This window comes from Flavisolibacter ginsengisoli DSM 18119 (genome assembly GCF_900129295.1).
GTDB classification, from domain to species: domain Bacteria; phylum Bacteroidota; class Bacteroidia; order Chitinophagales; family Chitinophagaceae; genus Flavisolibacter; species Flavisolibacter ginsengisoli.
Genome location: NZ_FQUU01000020.1, coordinates 14898 through 32951, shown reverse-complemented (window position 1 = coordinate 32951; position 18054 = coordinate 14898). Strand labels below are relative to the sequence as shown.

The window sequence follows — 18054 nt, the reverse complement described above, 5'->3', positions numbered from 1 at the left end:
AATGTTTTTAGCAATTAAGCCAGGTCGGTTTAATCATTCTTTATATTAAAATCGTCTTTTGACTTTTCAATAGTGAAATCTTTTTTCTCCTTCAAAAAGGATTGGTACTTATTAGTTACAGATGCTGGTTGTTCCGTGCCATTGATGGTCAATTTGCCGGACTTGTACTGAATGGTATAATCATTGGTTTTATTGATTAAACCATCATTGGTGAGACCATCAAGGAAATGCTTATATCCTGTCAATTCTTTCCTTGCCTTATCAATGCTTTCATGAGCCTGTTTCATGGATCTTTCTATTTCAGGCCTTATTTTTTTAAGATTGGATTGGATACTATCCATGTTGACTGATTTAGTTTTTTCCAGTTCTTCATGGATCTTATCCCAATCTACTTTAGCTACAGAATTCTCTATTTCTGCCTTAAGCTTATCGAAATCTACTGACTTTATATTGCTATCCAGGCTGGCTTTCATTTTTGCCAGGTTCTCCTCCTGGAAAGTCTTTTGTATATCGGCATTGATTTTAGCTTTATCAACTTCTTTCATTGCCTGCGCAAGCTCTTCCTGCATTTTTTTTGTATCTAACTGCAGGTTTTTAGTGGCCTCCTGGATCTCTTTTTCCATTTTATTAAAATCTATGTCTTTCAATGAACGATCCACCTCCGCCTTGCTTCTTTCCAGTTCCTCAAGGGCATCATCAATATTCCTGACCTTCCGGTTGCGGTCAGGTAAAGTATCACTATGTGCTGGTTTTGTTTTTAAAGGTTGTTGTTGAAAGGCAAGGGCTGTACAAGCAACAGCCACACCTATTGCGACAATGGGTAACTTCTGTAGTATTGATTTCTGATTCATAAACATGGTTTTTTGATTAACGAAACTCTTCGTATCAAATGTACGATTGATTTCGTAAAACCAAATTTACTCATGTATTTTTCATTTTCTTTAACGTCTGATCCATTTAGCCATTTCTTTCCAGCTTGGTTTTTTGCCATACAGAAGGATGCCTGTCCGGTATATTTTGGCACTCAACCAGGTAGTGAAGAGAAAACCAATCACCAGGCAAACCATAGAAACGCCTAATTCCCAATAGGCAACAGTACTGGGAACACCAAATGGAATTCTTGACATCATCACAATAGGGGAGAAGAATGGAATGATACTGCTCCATTTGGCCAGGGAACTGGTGGGGTCATTAATGGAGTTGATCATGATGATGATGGCAATCACTATGGGCATGGTGATAGGGAATGTAAGGCTCTGTGCATCCTGCGCATCTTCATTCACTGCACTTCCCACTGCTGCAAACAAGGCAGCATAAAATAAATATCCACCAATGAAATAGAAAATAAAGCAACCAATGACCAGGGGCCAGTTGACTGATGAAAGAGTTAGTTGTGCATTGGCAATGGTCTTTATCGCTTCAGAAGTTTGGGCAGATGAGCCAGACATTTGGTTGCCCTGGGCCTGCACTTGTTGTAATACTTCAGCGGGAATAAAGGACATCATTACGCTGCTGATGCCAAAAATCAATACGATCCAGATAAGGAATTGTGTTAATCCTACGGCACCAATCCCTAATATCTTTCCCATCATTAATTGGAAGGGCTTTACTGAGGATATGATCACTTCAGCTATCCTGTTAGTCTTTTCTTCCATAACACCTCTCATAACCATCACACCGTAAACAAATAAAGTAATGTAGATTAGAAAGGCCGTTAGATAGCCAATGCTGCTTGCCAAATTGAAATCGGACCGGGTACTGTTTCCCAACTCACCTTTCTTCACTGATTCAACTGAGGTTAGCTCGGCCTGTTTTTTTAAATCATCAATGCGGCGGGGATCTATCTTCAGAGAATCCGCGATTATATTATTTTCCAATGCACGGGCGATATCTTTTTCTATCTGGTCATTGGCAAAGCGACTAAGGCTTTTTTCTGTGATGACCTTAAAATTATTCGTTTGATTGATGCCAGTATGGGGAGGATATAATAAAGCTGAGTAACCTTTTGTATTAAAATTACTGGTATCAATATCATTTCGGAAATCGTAGCTGACTGACTTACTTCCTTCGAGGTTGGCTTTTAAAATTCCATTGGGGTCCACAACGGCGATCTTTTCATTGCGGATGTTTTTGACTGTAACGAAAATCACAGTGCCAATGATACCTACAAAAAGCAAAGGGGTCAGTATAGTAGAAAGTATAAAGGTCTTTTTGCGTACGCGGCTCAGGTATTCGCGCTTAATAATGAGTGCAGTTTTGTTCATGGTAATGTTTTAAGCAGGTATGTGTTGAAATTGCCTTGCAGCCGGTGTGCCTTCAACCAACTGAATAAAGATCTCATTCAGAGAAGGCAGTATTTCCTGGAAAGAATGGATAGGAATGTTTTGGTTGATATAATGCAGTAATACATCGTTAGGTGTATAGCCCTGCTGGATCTTTACAATTAAGGAATGGTCTTCGTTTTCTTTTATAACTTCAAAAACGTTACTGTTTTCCAGGCTGGTATTAGAGTCTAAACCTATTTTAAATAGGTTTTGCTTGAATTGCTGTTTTACTTCCTTTACGCTTCCGTCTAATATTTTCTGGCCTTTATTGACAAGCACAATCTGGTCGCATATCTCTTCCACCTGCTCCATACGATGTGTACTGAAAATAATGGTAGCACCTCTTTTTGCCAGTTTGAATATCTCTTCTTTGATGATATTGCTGTTAACAGGATCTAAACCACTAAAAGGTTCGTCAAGGATGATCAGTTTGGGATCATGCAATACCGTGGTTACAAACTGGAGCTTTTGTGACATACCCTTGGACAGATCTTCCACTTTCTTATTCCACCAGCTTTGCATTTCCAGCTTTATAAACCATTCTTTGATCAGCCTTAATGCTTCGTTTTTTTCGAGTCCCTTTAATTGAGCAAGGTATAGAGCATGCTCACCTATCTTCATTTTCTTGTATAATCCCCTTTCTTCAGGCATATACCCGATCTGTTCAACATCTTTCATAGCATCAAAAGGTTCCCCTTTAAAAAGTATGCTACCAGAATCGGGGTATAGAATGCCGGTGATCATTCTAAGCAAAGTAGTTTTGCCTGCACCATTGGGTCCTAATAATCCAAATATGGTTCCCGGTTCAACTGAAAAGCTGATGTCATCAACAGCTTTTTGAGTGGCGTAATACTTTTTTAAATTATGAAGTTCTAATAGAGCCATGCAGAGAGTTTTGTGTGGTAAATATAAAATCCTGGAAACGGCCTGGCGATAAAATTATACCAAAAGACAGTTTGCCCATACAAAAGGAAAGTATTCGTATATAAATAGCTTTATTTGGCTTTGCCTGTAATCACTGCAATGCGGTTGGCAATTCTTTCGCCGTCCATAGCTGCACTTACTATTCCACCGGCATATCCTGCTCCTTCTCCGCAAGGAAAGAGTTTTTTTATTTGGGGATGCTCAAGGCTTTCTTCTTCCCTGGGAATTCGTACAGGGGATGATGTCCTGGATTCCGTAGCTACTACTACTGCTTCATTGGTCAGGTAGCCTTTCATTTTTTTACCGAATTCAATAAAGGCGCCTTGCAGAGAGTGCAATATGAATGGGGGCAGTACTTCTTTTAAATTAGCAGAGTGAATTCCGGGCAGGTAACTGCAATCCGGTAAATTGGATGACACTATATTTTTGGTAAAGTCTGCCATGCGTTGTGCAGGGGCAACCAATTTGCCTCCCCCAATCTCAAATGCCTTCTGCTCAACGGATTGTTGGAAATACATGGCTGCTAAAGGCCCATGACTTTTGAATGGGGCAATGTTTTTTTCATCTACCGTTACCACTATACCGCTATTGGCATAGGGATTATTTCTTTTAGAAGGTGACCAGCCATTGACAACGATCTCGTTGGGATTGGTGGCAGCAGGAGCAATGATACCACCAGGACACATGCAGAAGGAAAAAACACCTTTGCCCTGAACTTGTTGCACCAGGCTGTAAGATGCAGGTGGCAGATACTCACCGCGTGAAGGGCAGTGGTATTGAATAGAGTCTATAAGAGCCTGGGGATGTTCAACCCTTACCCCTAGTGCAAAAGGCTTTGGTTCAATTAATATTTTCTTTGCATGTAGCAATTCAAAAATATCCCGTGCAGAATGGCCGGTGGCCAGTACCACAGCATCACCTCTAACGCTATCACCGTCACTACATTGTACACCTTTAATGCTACCTTCTATAATATGGAAATCAGTGACCTTTTTTTCAAAAAGCACCTCTCCGCCACATTCAATTATTTTTTCCCTGATAGCAGTAATGATATGTGGAAGCTTATTGGTTCCTATATGTGGGTGTGCGTCGGATAATATAGATTCAGAAGCACCGAAATGAACCAGTATATTCAAAATGCGGTCTATGTTACCTCTTTTATTACTTCTTGTATAGAGTTTACCATCGCTGTAAGTGCCGGCACCTCCTTCTCCAAAACAATAATTGCTCTCCGGGTTTACAACTCCTTCTTTATTAATGGCAGCAAGATCACGTCTTCGAGCACGGACATCTTTGCCTCTTTCTAATACAACAGGCTTAATACCATGCTCTATCAATCGCATGGCAGTGAACAGGCCGGCAGGTCCTGCTCCTATTATAACTACCCTGGTGTCAGATTGTTTAACATCTTTCAATTCAAGTGGAACAAGATCCCTGGTATAATGAAAAGGTTCGTCAATGAAGGAGGTAAGCGTAAGATTGATCCATGGCTGTTTACCCCGTGCATCAATAGATCTCTTATTGATGGTAAACCCCGAGATTCTATCCTGTGGAATACCAATAGACTGAGAGAGTGATTTCTTTATGACTTGATCATCTGCGGCCTCTGAAGGAAGTAGCTTTAAGGAAATTTTTTGTTGCATGTGTCAGGTTTTTATCCCGAAAAGAATGACCATGCAAAAATGGAGGAAGAGATTGGGAATTAAGCATAAGGAGTTCCCAATTCTATTTGATTAAATGATTCTTGTCAGATTAAAAGAAGAGTTCAGCTTTTTATAGTTGTAATAACCCAAAATGTTCGTAGATTGAAAGGGGAAATTTTTGGAATTGGTCTTCTTCTTCAGGTAATAAAAATTCTCAGATATAAAAATTTTTTTTTAGCATGCTTTTTTAGATATTCGCTTTCCTGTCCTAAAAAAATAATTTTTTACACACTCTGTGAAAAACTTATCTGAATAAATTTGTAACTCAATATAAAAACTGCCTTGGCGTACATGGAGAAAAATGCAGAACTAGTTTGGTCCAATTGTTTATCTATCATAAAAGATATTGTAGAATGGCAGCATTTTAAAACATGGTTTGAGCCTATTCAACCTGTTGTTTTAAAAGAGAATGTTTTAATCATCCAGGTGCCAAGCCAGTTCTTTTATGAATACCTGGAAGAACATTATGTAAACCTGTTGGCCAAGACATTAAAAAGAGAGTTAGGAAAGGATGCACGCCTGGAATACCGGATTATGGTGGACGGAGGTAATACCCGCAACAAACCAGTGACTGTTGACATGGCGGGTCATTCTTATAAATCTTTTACCAATAATGAAATGGACTTCCCACTCGTTATCAACACGCCTGTCAAAAATCCATTTGTTATTCCAGGGTTGAAGAAAATGCATATCGACCCGCAACTGAATCCAAATTATACATTAGAGTCTTATATAGAAGGTGATAGTAATAGGGTAGCACGCAGGGCTGGCAAAACGGTGGCGGAAAAGCCGGGAGCTAATTCATTCAATCCATTGGTGATCTATGGTGGCGTAGGATTGGGAAAGACACACCTTGCCCAGGCTATTGGAAATGAAGTGAAAAGACTGCAGCCTAATAAAGTTGTGTTGTATGTGAGTTCTGAAAAGTTTATCAACCAGTTTGTAGACCATAGTAGAAATAATGCCATAAATGATTTTATACACTTCTACCAATTGATAGATGTATTGATTATTGATGATGTGCAATTTTTCAACAGGGCAGAGAAATCCCAGGATGCTTTCTTCGCTATTTTCAATCACCTGCATCAATCAGGAAAGCAATTGGTATTGACCTCTGATAAATCACCAAAAGACCTTGAAGGTGTTCAGGAAAGATTATTAAGTCGCTTCAGGTGGGGATTAAGTGCAGACATTCAAATGCCTGATTATGACACCCGTATTGAGATCCTTGAAAGAAAGATGAAGAATGACGGGTTGGAAATGCCTAAAGAAGTAGTGAAGTATATAGCTTACAATATCAACACCAATATCCGTGAGTTGGAAGGAGCCTTGATCTCCTTATTGGCACAATCTTCGCTTAACCGAAGAGAAATTGACCTAGACCTTGCGAAAAAAGTGTTGCGAAACTTTGTAAAAACATCCAGTAAAGAAATTACCATCGATACCATACAGAAAATGGTTTGTGATTATTTCGATGTGCCTTATGACAAGCTTCTTCAGAAGACCCGTAAGAGGGAGATCGTGCAGGCAAGGCAGATCACAATGTACCTGGCTAAAGCATTTACCAAGAATTCATTAAAGACTATTGGAGAACATTTTGGCGGACGTGACCATACTACAGTAATTCACTCATGCCAGACTGTAAAGGACCTTATGGATACTGATGGTACCTTCCGCGACAGCGTGATGGAACTACAGCAAAAAGTGCAGTTGGCAGCTATGTAATAGATTGATATTTATATTAAAGGCCCCAAATTCTAAAGCAAAAATTTTAGAATTTGGGGTTTATTTTTTTTAGTAATTACCCTGATATCCCTATTTTTGCAACCCTTGCAAATGAGGTGAGGGAATTGTGGGCAAAGGGTGAGGTGGATGAGTGGCTGAAATCAACGGTTTGCTAAACCGTCGTAGGGCCTTAAAGCTCTACCGAGGGTTCGAATCCCTCCCTCACCGCTGGAAACGGGAAGTAGCGCAGGCCGGTAGCGCACCTGGTTTGGGACCAGGGGGTCGCAGGTTCGAATCCTGTCTTCCCGACTAAACAAACAAAGCCTCTGGCGAAAGCCAGGGGTTTTTTGTTTTGAAGTGTTGCAAGCTTGCTTGCAAAAACGGAAAAACAAAAAACCCAGGATGCACGAAGTGCAGGCAGAGGCTTTGTTTGTTTTAGGCCGCCCTATTTTAGGATCAGCGTAGCTAATCCTATCATTTGTTTTAGAGCCATGCAAGCTTGCTTGCTGATGGCGGAAAAACAAAAACCCCAGGATGCACGAAGTGCAAGCAGAGGCTTTGTTTGTTTTAGGCCGCCCATTTTAGGATCAGCGTAGCTAATCCTGTCTTCCAGACAAAACAAAAAACCTGGATGCATGAAGTGTACCTAAAAAGTAAAAACAACCCTTTTTAATCTCTGAACAAAGATGAACTCCTGACTTTCTTTTACCACTGCCATATTTTTTTAAGTTTTGTGGAAAGAGCAAAGACTGTGGCCTTGCCTTCCTCCACCTTATGAAATATATAAAAGCCTTTGACAGTATAAGAGCGTTAGCTGTTTTTTTTGTTGTATTCTTTCATTGGGTACCGGGCAATGTTATGAAACAATACATTCCCTATGGATTCAACGTAATAGATGTATTTTATGTTTTGAGCAGCTTTTTGATTACCCAAATATTGTTGTCAGCACGAAACAAAGCAGAAAAGGAGAATATCAAACTAACAAATGTTTTTATATGGTTTTTTATACGGCGTACATTGCGCATTTTCCCTATCTACTTTCTGTACATAACACTGCTTTCTTTATTTTCTAAGGATGTGGAAAGCTATGAAATGAAATTTTTGATTACTTATACCCCTAATATTTATTTTTTTAAAATACAGCATTGGAATTTTACGTTTTCTCACCTTTGGTCGTTGGGAGTGGAGGAGCAGTTTTACATTCTCTGGCCCTGGCTAATTTTATTTTTAAATAAGAAATGGATGCCTTATGTGCTTGCTGCTACAGCTTTCACTGGCATTGTTTGCGAATACAGCGTAAGAAATAATTTGTTTGGACAAATGCTGCCTTATACTTGTCTCGACTCATTGGCTATGGGCGGCTTCTTAGCCTGGATCTTTGTAGAAAAGCCGGTGGCTTACCTGAAAAAAACGCATATCATTTTGTCAGCAGGTTTCTGTATGCTCCTTATTGTTTTAATTATACAAACCCTTCAGCAGCAATGGAGCTTTATTATAGCCAGGGAATCTATTTCCTTTTTTGGAATGTGGTTGATTAATTATATCATGTATCGTAGCACCCTTCCGGAAGAAAAACAATCTTTTAAATTTTTACTGGAAAGCAACACATTGATGTTCATTGGGAAAATAAGTTATGGTATTTACCTATACCACCTGGTTATCCCTCAAATCTTCCGATCCTATTTTAAAACTCTTAATAGCTTTTTGCCCATGGAAATTGGCTATTATAGCGAAGGCCTTATCATGGTAGAAAGTTTTGTTACATTGTTGCTTATTTCCTGGCTTTCATGGGTCTTGATAGAAGAAAAAGCTCTGGAATTAAAAAAATACTTCCACCTTAAAAAGCCCCTTGCTGTTTCTCAAAGAAAGCTAGAACAACTTGCCGTATAGATATTTTAAAAGCTGCAATTGAAATCAACATTTATTGAATTATAGCAAATTCATTAATCAATCGGGATGTGGTACAGCATGGTAGCACAATGTGTTCCACTAGAATACGTCAGAGGTATCAATCCTTACTTCCCGACATAAAAGATCAAACTCTAATAAAAGCAAGTGGCTTTTATTTTGGCGTCATCCAAACGGAAGTACTTATGGTTGAAGGTAGAACATATGTAATTGCGCAACACTAAAGTGGCCAAATCTGTTTAGGACCAATAAGGACAATAGCAGCTAATCAGGAATTTCCACTTTTTCAATTTAGAGAAATCAAAGAAATGAGCTTTTATAAAACAGGGTTTTAACTAAGGACTTTATAAAAGCGGGGTAAATTGCATCCCTATGGATATCAAGAACGAGGATCTGAAGATCGAGTTAAGGAAGCTTACCAAAGATGATTATTTAGGGCTAAAAGCTTCCATGGTAGAAGCTTATTCCGATTGGGAAGGCGCTTCTTTTTGGGGTGAGGCTCATATTAGTAAGCTGGTGGAGATCTTTCCGGAAGGGCAGATTTGTTTATTGGTCAATGGCGCTATAGCAGGATGTGCCCTTTCACTAATTGTCGATTATGACAAGTTTGGCGACAATCATACCTATGCTCAGATTACAGGGAACTATACTTTCTCTACACACAATCCAAAAGGAGATGTTTTATATGGCATCGACTTTTTTGTGCACCCTGAGTATAGGGGCATGCGCCTGGGTAGAAGATTGTATGATGCCCGGAAGGAAATATGTGAAAGGCATAACCTTAGGGCAATCATAGCAGGAGGGCGTATTCCGCAATTTAAAAATTATGCAGATAAGCTTTCCCCTAAAGAATACCTTGACAAGGTGAAAGGAAAAGAAATCCACGACCCTACTTTATCCTTCCAGTTATCAAACGATTTCCATGTTAAAAAGATATTGAAGGGATACTTGCCCGGTGATACAGAGTCGTTAGAATACGCTTCTCTATTAGAATGGAATAATATCTACTATAATGAGGAAGCAGCTCATATCAATTCTAAAAAATCAATTATAAGACTGGGATTGGTACAATGGCAGATGAGGCCCTTTCCGAACCTGGAATCATTATGTGAGCAGATCGAGTTTTTTGTGGATGTTGTTAGCGATTATCAAAGTGATTTTATCCTCTTCCCCGAATTATTCAATGCTCCATTAATGACTGCCTATAATCATTTAAGTGGCGCCGAAGCCATGCGGGAAATAGCTAAATCAACCATTCCTTTAAGGGATAAGTTTATGGCCTATGCCATTAGCTACAACATTAATATCATTACGGGGAGCATGCCTTATTTAGACAACGGAATGCTGCACAATGTAGGATTTCTGTGCCGCAGAGATGGTACCTACGAGATGTATGAGAAGATTCACTTAACACCTGCGGAAAAGAGTGCCTGGGGAATGGTAGGAGGTGATTCAATTGCTACTTTCGACACGGATTGCGGCAAGATCGGCATACTGATCTGTTACGATGTTGAATTTCCTGAATTACCACGTTTGCTGGCTGAACAGGGAATGCAAATATTATTTGTTCCCTTTATGACAGATACACAAAACGGTTATACCCGTGTACGTAGCTGCGCCCAGGCAAGGGCAATTGAAAACGAATGTTATGTGGCAATTGCTGGTAGTGTGGGCAACCTGCCTAAGGTTCACAACATGGATATTCAATACGCCCAATCGGCAGTTTTTACACCTTCTGACTTTTCATTTCCAAGTAATGGAATCAAAGCGGAAGCCACTCCAAATACTGAAACCACATTGATAGCGGATGTTGATGTGGATCTGTTAAAAGAACTTCACAGTTTTGGGGCTGTAAGGAACCTTAAGGACAGGAGGGTAGATATCTACAAAATAATAAATAACAGTAAGCCCTAGTCCAATTACCTTAAAGCATATATATGCAATCCAGGCAAATTATATCCATGAAGGTTGGTGGCACTTAAAAAGAAAAAAGCAAGTCTTACTTGCTATTGTTTCTGTTGGGATTACTCCTAAACATTTTTCTGTTCGACCGAGTTACTTGACCACTATTTCATTTGTAGTAACAAATAACCCTGTTTACTATACAAATGCTTAATTTAAACGGGAATCGCGAATAGCATCTGCTAATTGTGACTCTATTCCATACAACCAACGCAGTGATCCTGGGTTCAGCTTCCAGTTATCATCTTTTGCACGGACCAGGCTAAAGGAAATAGGTTTCTTTTTTTCATCTTTAGATGTAATAAAGAATTTAACGCCATTCACATTCTCCATACGGGTAAATTCAAATAACCTGTTTTCATTTCCTACTTCTATTTCTTTTACAAATCTTTCCATGTTTAAAATTTAATGATGAAACTAAATAAGCAATAAAAAACCCCGGTTGACCGGGGCTTTTTTATAAACAACTAATTAATATCTGTTTTTGTTATAACTGTTACCACTATTGAAGTTACGGGCGGGTCTATCCTCTTTCGGTTTAGCCTCCATTACTTTAATGGTTCTGCCATCAATGGTGGCTTCGTTTAATTCAGTTATTGCCTTTTGAGATGCTTCATCATCGCTCATTTCAACAAAGCCGAAGCCTCTTGAACGGCCACTTTCCCTGTCGTTGATGATCTTAGCTGAAGAAACCTCACCATAGGGTGTAAAAAATTCTCTTAAGTCTTCATCCTGTACGTTGAAGCTTAAATTGGAAACATAAATGTTCATTTGAAAATATAAATAGATTAAAAATATCTGAGGAAGGCGAGGAGTAAAAATTAACTAAGATGCAGATGCAGAATAATTATTGAATACTAATGCGAGGCTCAAATTGTCAGGGTGAAGATAGACTTTTCTTATTGAAAGAAGAAATAACTAATCACAAAGGATACACAATCTTTCATTATACCTCCATGTCATTCATATACATTGATGGGAAAGAGTACTGCGTTAGCTCTTTTGCAAGGGCTCGTATTTAACTCTATAACAAAGTAATAGCAGTGAAAAACTTCAGCTGATACATACAACATTTGGTTGCGTAATAGTTTCATAGTTCTTATAAAAAATATATTTGAGGCTGATCAGTAGAGCTTAACTCTGTTAAAGACTAAACTGGACAAGGCGGCTTTAAGGCCACCTTGTTTAATTATATTATACCCCTGGGAATGTTTAGGCTGCTTATATCTTGTTAATGTAATTATTCCACTTCTTTAAAAGCATGGTTAAATACATAATTGGCAATTTGTCTTCCCATTGTTTCTCCATCTAAAACTGATTTTCTAAAATCCCATCCTGAATAGATCATGCTCAGCGAATTACTTCTTGCCGCTTCAGAATAAGTAGAGAAATGAAAGGTAGGTTTAGGTTCTGTAACAGCAGGATTGGTTGATGAAGTAGTGATTTCAATTGAGGTTTCATCAGAGTTAAAGAACAGTCGAAGTATTTCAGCTGTTGTTCCACCAAAAGCAGCAAAGCCATTAGGATAACCAGGTACAGAAGGAGTAGCAGATGTAGGCGTTTCTGACAAAGCAGGCAACCAGGTTGGGTCAGCTTCAGTATCGTTATTGCCATCTGCTGCAGCCAGGCGGATAGCAGATTCTGGTCTCCATGAATAAAAATAGTATCCTGCATTAAATTGTGAGTTGATGCTTTCTGCCATACATACATGCATCAGGGCAAATAATCTTGCAGTTTTCCATGCATCGAGCTTCTTGTTTTCAATAGCTTTTCGCACAATATTATTCCAGAGGATAGATTGCCGGTTCTCACTCCAGAATTTTGACATCTTATCTTCTTCTTCAGTTCTTGTATTTGCTGCCCTTGATCCCTTTGATTTAACTTCAATGAAATCGGCTGTATAATCATTAGAGGTGACTGGGTAAGGACCGTCAGGCCTGAATTGCTGGTTGCTTTCAATTACATAAGGCTTCATTACTGTGCCCCAGTTATAAAGTATCCTGAAAGGGAAAAGCGTTTGTGTCGGTACACTATTTACGGCGGTGACTGTTGAACGATATTCACCAGGATTCACTCCATTAGCAGGGGTGAGTGAGGTAAGGATAGTTTGCGTAAATCCGTCATTTGCTCGGTTGGAAATAATTGCGTCAGCAGCTTTTTTGCCAAGTGTTTTTCCCAACTCTTTGCTTTCGTTATCAGGTATGGTGGCAAGACTTTCATTATACCATACATCTACTGGAAAGGATCCTTGCCGGTTCAGTCCTTTTATAGCCCAATAGGCTGCGGCGGCTACAGCAGCATCTGGATCAGCATGTTGCTCACGGTCATTTAGTACATAGCCTTCATACTTGGGCTTAATGTTATTCAAAGCATCATGAACAGCTATTTCAATGATGGCAAAATAGCGGGTGCGTGTGGGTTGGTTCATAGGTGCGCCAAGCACGGTAGCTACTTTGTCATTCCAGTAGAGCACCATATCATTTTCTACAAATCCAGGATTAAGCGGTGAGTTGCTTTTTTTTAAGGTCGATGCATTTATGTCGGTTGGTTCAGTTATTTCTTTCTTGCAGGAAATAAAAATAAAGAGCAACAAAAAACCGGAAATTGTAAGCCTCGATAAAGTAGTCATGGTAAAAAGGTTTTGATTATTATAATTGTTTACAACATCAAAATTATTTTTCATTACTACCGCTCTTTTACAAAATGCGACAAATGCAAAAGCTTTAGATATAGAAAGTAGATGCCTGTCGTTTAGTAAGCCAGACTTCTCACGAAAGTATATTTTGTTGGTAAACTACCTCTTAGAATGTTTTTCGTCGCAGGTAAAAAGCATTAATCGTGCTTAATCTTTCGTCTGTCTTTTCCTGCTCTTCGTATTTCGCATTAATCTTAAATTAAATTATATTTAATGGAAGATTTGTATCCGGGAAAGCATTCAGATTCATTTATCCCTTTAAATGAAATTCTTGTAAAAGCATGAGCATTCTTGGCAACAATAAGTTTATACTTTCTGACGAAAGAAAGTACCGTATTTACAGGCATTTACTTTTTTGGGGCTTTTGGGGTTTTTGGTTTGGTTTGGTGCGTGAGTTCAATCCGAAATTTTTGAAGGATACTGGACATTTGCCTAATATATTTCAATCTATGGCCGAGGCGTTTTTATTACTCTTGCCACAGGCAATAGTGGTTTATCCTTTCCTTTATTTTATACTTCCACGGTATGTATTCACAGGCAAATATATTAAGGCATCTTTTTGGGTAATTATTCTTTTGATCATTACTATTTCTGTTAGCGCCTCCTTATTAATTTATATTCCATGGCATAAAGTAATATGGATATCATCACAAGCGGCAATATTCCAGGGCGCCAGTACATCTTTAAAATATATGTTGGCATACTTATCAGCTATGCAGGGGGCATTGACTGCTGTGGCCTTAGCAGCTAGTTTTAAAATGTTTAAGTATTACTATGTAAAAAATTTGCGGACCCTTCAACTGCAAAAGGAAAACACTGCCGCTCAAATGCAATTGCTTACAGCACAGGTGCATCCCCATTTTTTATTCAATACACTCAATAACATTTATTCCCAGACACAACTGGAGTCACCAAGAGGGTCGAAAATGATCATGGGACTTTCAGATATGCTCAGGTATATTTTGTATGAGGGTCAAAAGAATTTAGTGCCCTTAAACCAAGAGTTTTCAATGATTTCAGAATATATTAACCTGGAAAAAATCCGGTATGGTAACAAATTAGATGTGCATGTGTTGATACCAGATAAGACAGGGAATCTATCTATAGCACCTTTACTGCTACTGCCTTTTGTGGAAAATTGTTTTAAACATGGAACCAGCAAGGTGCTTCAGCGTCCATGGATTAGCCTTACTGTTGAATTAAGGGATGCAATCCTGGTCATGAAATTAATGAATGGAAAAGTGCCTGCTGTGGTTGGGGAACAAAGCAAAGACGGTATCGGCATCAATAATGTTCGGCAAAGACTTGAATTATTATACCCTGGCAAATATGATCTGCAGATAAGAGAGGAAGCAGAGGTGTATGTAGTGGACCTCAGGGTTGAATTAATCAAAGGGGAACCCCTACAACATGAAGTTCGGGTTGAGAAATCAGAAGCAACTTATGTCTAATGGCAACTACATAACGACCAAATGTATCATTGTTGATGATGAGCCGATGGCTAGAGACGTCATTAAGAGGTACATTCAGCAAATGCCTAAGCTAAAATTAATGGGTGAATTTGGAAATGCGATTGATGCCACTATTTTCCTGCAGGAGCATTCTGTTGATATAATTTTCCTGGATATCAGAATGCCGGAACTTAGTGGTACCGAGTTCGTACGAAGCTTACGTACCATTCCTAAAATTATTTTTACTACCGCACATAAAGAATATGCGCACGAAGGTTTTGAGCTGGACGTTACAGACTATTTATTGAAGCCCATCCGGTTCGATAGGTTCCTGAGAGCAGTTAATAAAGCATTTCCGCAAAAGCAACAAGAACCGGATTCACCACTTTTGATGGCTGGAGGAAATAAGGCTGTTGCGTCGTTTATTTATTTACGTGTCGATCGCAAAATGGTAAAAGTGTTGCTTGATGACATTCTCTACATTGAAAGCGACAAAGACTACGTGAAGGTTTACACGGACAAGGGATATTTAATCACGCGACAAACCATTGCTTCTGTTGAAGCCATGCTATCTGACAGCAAGTTCATTCGTGTACATCGCTCATACATTGTTTCATTAAGCAAATTGAAATCGTTTACTGCCGAAAGTGTTGAAATAGGAAACAAAGAGCTGCCCATTGGTAAGCTCTATCGCAATGTCTTTTTGAAGCTGCAGGGGAATTAATTTTTAAACAAAGCTGCCAGTGATATCAAACACCAGTTGTGTTATGAAAAAAATCATTTTGCCTTTGCTTCTGCTTGGTTTTCATTTAGCTTTTTCTCAAAATACAGGAAAGGTAAATGGAGTCATTTTCGATGAACAAACGAATACAGCATTGCCCGGGGCAAGTGTTTCTGTAAAAGGCACAAATATTTTTACAATTTCCGATGATAAGGGCAAATTCATATTGCGCGATCTGATTCCAGGGAAAATATTTCTGATCATTTCTCATGTGGCTTATGAGCAAATGGAGTTGCCTGTTTCAATCAGTGATCACAATAACAGCTTTGTAAATGTTTCACTGACTGTAGGAAATCGTATAGGAAATGAAGTAATTATTTCTGCATCCAAGCGACCGGAAAAAATCACAAACGCACCTGCTTCTATTCAGGTGATCGGAAGAAAGGACCTGGAGGAATTCCCAGGATCCAATGTCACGGAACTTGTACGTAAGGTTCAGGGCATTGAATACACACGCTCTGGAGTTGATGACATTACTTTTAATGCAAGGGGATTAAACAGTGCTTTCAACAACAAGGTTTTCCAGATGGTAGATGGGAGAAACACCATGGCCGCAGCAAGTGCCGGACTTGCCTTGTTCAATAACGGTAGCACTATAAAAGATGATATAGAACGAATAGAAATCGTAATGGGCCCCCAATCCGCGCTTTATGGCCCCAATGCACATAATGCCCTGTTCAACTATATTACCAAAGATCCGCGGCAATACCAGGGAACATCAGTTTCTGCTAGTATTGGAAGTCAAAGCCAGTACAGTACCCGATTCCGGCATGCTTTGCAGATCAATAATAAATGGGCATATAAAATCACAGGCGAACATGCGATAGGTAAAGATTATGAATGGCACGATTCAGTGTATGCTGGCAATCAAAATGGCAATACGCCCTTCTTTGGTTCTGCAGTCGCTATTCCCGAACGCATCCAGGACTTTGGTTTCAGGCGCTCCCGGGGTGAGGCGCATTTGTATTATACACTAAAGCCTGGTGAGGATATTATTGTGTCAGGTGGTGGTAGTAAGTTTACAAGGACACAGGTAACTACCGGCACACACAATCGCCTGGAAAATATCACTTATGGTTTTCTGCAGGCACGTTTTGTTCACCCACACTTATTTGCCAATGTTTATAATACCTGGGGCAACCTTGGAAAGGTTTTGTTTTTGGGGAACTACACGCGTGATTTCTGGAACCGAACTCACAGTAGCCAAACCATAGGGCCTAACCGCTACCTGCCTCCGGATTCTGCCGAAATATTTGCAACGCGTTTGGGAAATTATGTGACAGAAAAAAGTCAACGTGTCAATGCGGATGCGCAATACAACTATCATTTTGAAAAAGCGGGTTTGTTGCTGGTAGCAGGTATGGCGTTTCAAAAAGATATGCCGAATGGATATGGCCTGACTCTGATTGATAGTTTTCAAAAAATAAGAACTACTCAATATGGGGCCGTGGTGCAACTGGATAAATCATTGCCATTAAAGTTCCGCTTCATCAGTACCCTCCGGTTGGATCACCATAGCAATTTTGGAAACTTTTTTGCTCCCCGGTTTGGCTTATTGAAAGGATTTCGAGATGGAAGCTTGCGCATCACCTGGGGAAAAGCTTATGCAATGCCTTCCATTCAAAATCAATATGCCGGTATCGGCAGATCTCTTTTTGGAAATGCATCAGGTATATATTACATACCAAATGGAACCAATATTCACAATACTGAAGATTACCGAACAACTACTCCTTTACAGCCCGAACAAGTGCAAACATGGGAGATCGGATATAAAGGAAACTTCTTCAGGAAATTATACATAGATGTGAACTATTATAATGGACTTAGTAAAAACTTCATCAGTCCTTCACGAAGCGTAGGTGGAAGAGTGATATCGGTAAATGGAATTCTAGTCACACACAACCCGGCTATTGCAGGATCAATTCAGAACGATACTTTAAAGAATGCTTCATTCAGTACGTTTTTTAATTATGGAGACGTCAGAACTTTTGGGATAGATGCAGGCGTGAGCTACAGTTACAATAAGCATATCAATTTTACTGTGAGATATTCCTGGTTTGGATCAGACATAAAAAAGGATAATCCTAAGAATGACGCCAATAAAGACGGTTATGTATCTGCTGAAGAAAAAAGTTTAAACACGCCCCAAAACAGGGCCATCGCCATAATAAATCTTCAGAACTTATTTAAGTCAAAATTATTTGTCAACTTTTCCATGCGCTATGTGGAACAATATGAATTTTATAGTGGTAGCCAGATAGGAACTGTAGCCGGTAAAGGCAAAAGAGGAAAAATTGAAATTCCAGGCAAGCCCCCTCTCATCAAGAATTTTGACTGGGGACCATTGGGTGGTTTCACAACGGTTGACCTGAGTGCTGGTTATAAATTCAATGCAATGGTTTCTATTAATGCAGGAGTTACAAATCTTTTCAATTGTCGTCAAATTGAGATGGTGGCCTCACCATCCATTTCAAGACTCATAATGATGGAGATAAAGATCAACGTGCCTTATTTAAAAAAGCAGAATTCCCTTCAAGCTGATTAAATTATTCATTATTGTTTTGAAACAGGTGCAGCT

Annotated in this window: 13 protein-coding genes and 2 tRNA genes; 8 read left to right on the top strand and 7 right to left on the bottom strand. The window is 39.3% G+C overall.

Annotated elements, in window-relative coordinates:
- Positions 1-29 precede the first annotated feature (29 nt).
- The 4 genes from BUA53_RS17885 to BUA53_RS17870 all read right to left on the bottom strand — a co-directional run bounded on the left by BUA53_RS17885 (position 30) and on the right by BUA53_RS17870 (position 4891).
- A complete protein-coding gene (locus BUA53_RS17885) occupies positions 30-851 on the bottom strand; it encodes a hypothetical protein (protein ID WP_139256482.1) in 822 nt (273 codons plus the stop codon).
- A gap of 90 nt (positions 852-941) precedes the next feature.
- Positions 942-2264, bottom strand: a complete 1323-nt coding sequence (locus BUA53_RS17880) for an ABC transporter permease (RefSeq protein ID WP_072836764.1) — start codon at positions 2262-2264, stop codon at positions 942-944.
- A gap of 9 nt (positions 2265-2273) precedes the next feature.
- Complete coding sequence (locus BUA53_RS17875) at positions 2274-3209, bottom strand: ABC transporter ATP-binding protein (RefSeq protein ID WP_072836763.1); 936 nt, start codon at positions 3207-3209, stop codon at positions 2274-2276.
- A gap of 110 nt (positions 3210-3319) precedes the next feature.
- Positions 3320-4891, bottom strand: a complete 1572-nt coding sequence (locus tag BUA53_RS17870) for an NAD(P)/FAD-dependent oxidoreductase (RefSeq protein ID WP_072836762.1) — start codon at positions 4889-4891, stop codon at positions 3320-3322.
- Between the two features lie 351 nt (positions 4892-5242).
- Here BUA53_RS17870 and dnaA point away from each other — a divergent pair, with 351 nt between their 5' ends.
- From dnaA to BUA53_RS17840, 5 genes are all read left to right on the top strand, one after another.
- A complete protein-coding gene (dnaA, locus tag BUA53_RS17865) occupies positions 5243-6676 on the top strand; it encodes a chromosomal replication initiator protein DnaA (protein WP_072836761.1) in 1434 nt (477 codons plus the stop codon).
- 137 nt (positions 6677-6813) lie between these two features.
- Positions 6814-6904 (top strand) — tRNA-Ser (locus BUA53_RS17860).
- Between the two features lie 7 nt (positions 6905-6911).
- Positions 6912-6985 (top strand) — tRNA-Pro (locus BUA53_RS17855).
- Positions 6986-7450: 465 nt separating this feature from the next.
- Positions 7451-8566: an acyltransferase family protein gene (locus tag BUA53_RS17845; RefSeq protein WP_072836759.1), complete on the top strand. Its 1116-nt coding sequence runs from the start codon at positions 7451-7453 to the stop codon at positions 8564-8566.
- Positions 8567-8956: 390 nt separating this feature from the next.
- Positions 8957-10498 (top strand): bifunctional GNAT family N-acetyltransferase/carbon-nitrogen hydrolase family protein, encoded by a 1542-nt coding sequence (locus tag BUA53_RS17840; RefSeq protein ID WP_072836758.1) that lies wholly within the window; start codon positions 8957-8959, stop codon positions 10496-10498.
- A gap of 198 nt (positions 10499-10696) precedes the next feature.
- On the opposite strand, the gene BUA53_RS17835 is transcribed toward BUA53_RS17840, so the two are convergent.
- From BUA53_RS17835 to BUA53_RS17825, 3 genes are all read right to left on the bottom strand, one after another.
- The gene (locus BUA53_RS17835) at positions 10697-10942 is read right to left on the bottom strand and encodes a hypothetical protein (protein ID WP_072836757.1); all 246 of its coding nucleotides are present in this window, start codon (positions 10940-10942) and stop codon (positions 10697-10699) included.
- Positions 10943-11017: 75 nt separating this feature from the next.
- A complete protein-coding gene (locus BUA53_RS17830) occupies positions 11018-11317 on the bottom strand; it encodes an RNA recognition motif domain-containing protein (RefSeq protein WP_072836756.1) in 300 nt (99 codons plus the stop codon).
- Between the two features lie 469 nt (positions 11318-11786).
- Positions 11787-13229, bottom strand: a complete 1443-nt coding sequence (locus tag BUA53_RS17825) for a vanadium-dependent haloperoxidase (RefSeq protein ID WP_072836755.1) — start codon at positions 13227-13229, stop codon at positions 11787-11789.
- A gap of 293 nt (positions 13230-13522) precedes the next feature.
- Here BUA53_RS17825 and BUA53_RS21460 point away from each other — a divergent pair, with 293 nt between their 5' ends.
- Genes BUA53_RS21460 through BUA53_RS17810 form a run of 3 tightly spaced genes read left to right on the top strand, consistent with a single transcriptional unit; the run spans position 13523 to position 18021 of the window.
- Positions 13523-14692 (top strand): sensor histidine kinase, encoded by a 1170-nt coding sequence (locus tag BUA53_RS21460; RefSeq protein ID WP_072836754.1) that lies wholly within the window; start codon positions 13523-13525, stop codon positions 14690-14692.
- Positions 14685-15416 carry a LytR/AlgR family response regulator transcription factor gene (locus BUA53_RS17815; RefSeq protein ID WP_072836753.1) on the top strand — a complete coding sequence of 244 codons (732 nt, stop codon included), beginning with the start codon at positions 14685-14687 and terminating at the stop codon, positions 15414-15416. Before BUA53_RS21460 ends, BUA53_RS17815 begins: the two co-directional genes overlap by 8 nt.
- Before the next feature lie 43 nt (positions 15417-15459).
- Positions 15460-18021 (top strand): TonB-dependent receptor, encoded by a 2562-nt coding sequence (locus BUA53_RS17810; protein ID WP_072836752.1) that lies wholly within the window; start codon positions 15460-15462, stop codon positions 18019-18021.
- Positions 18022-18054: the final 33 nt, after the last annotated feature.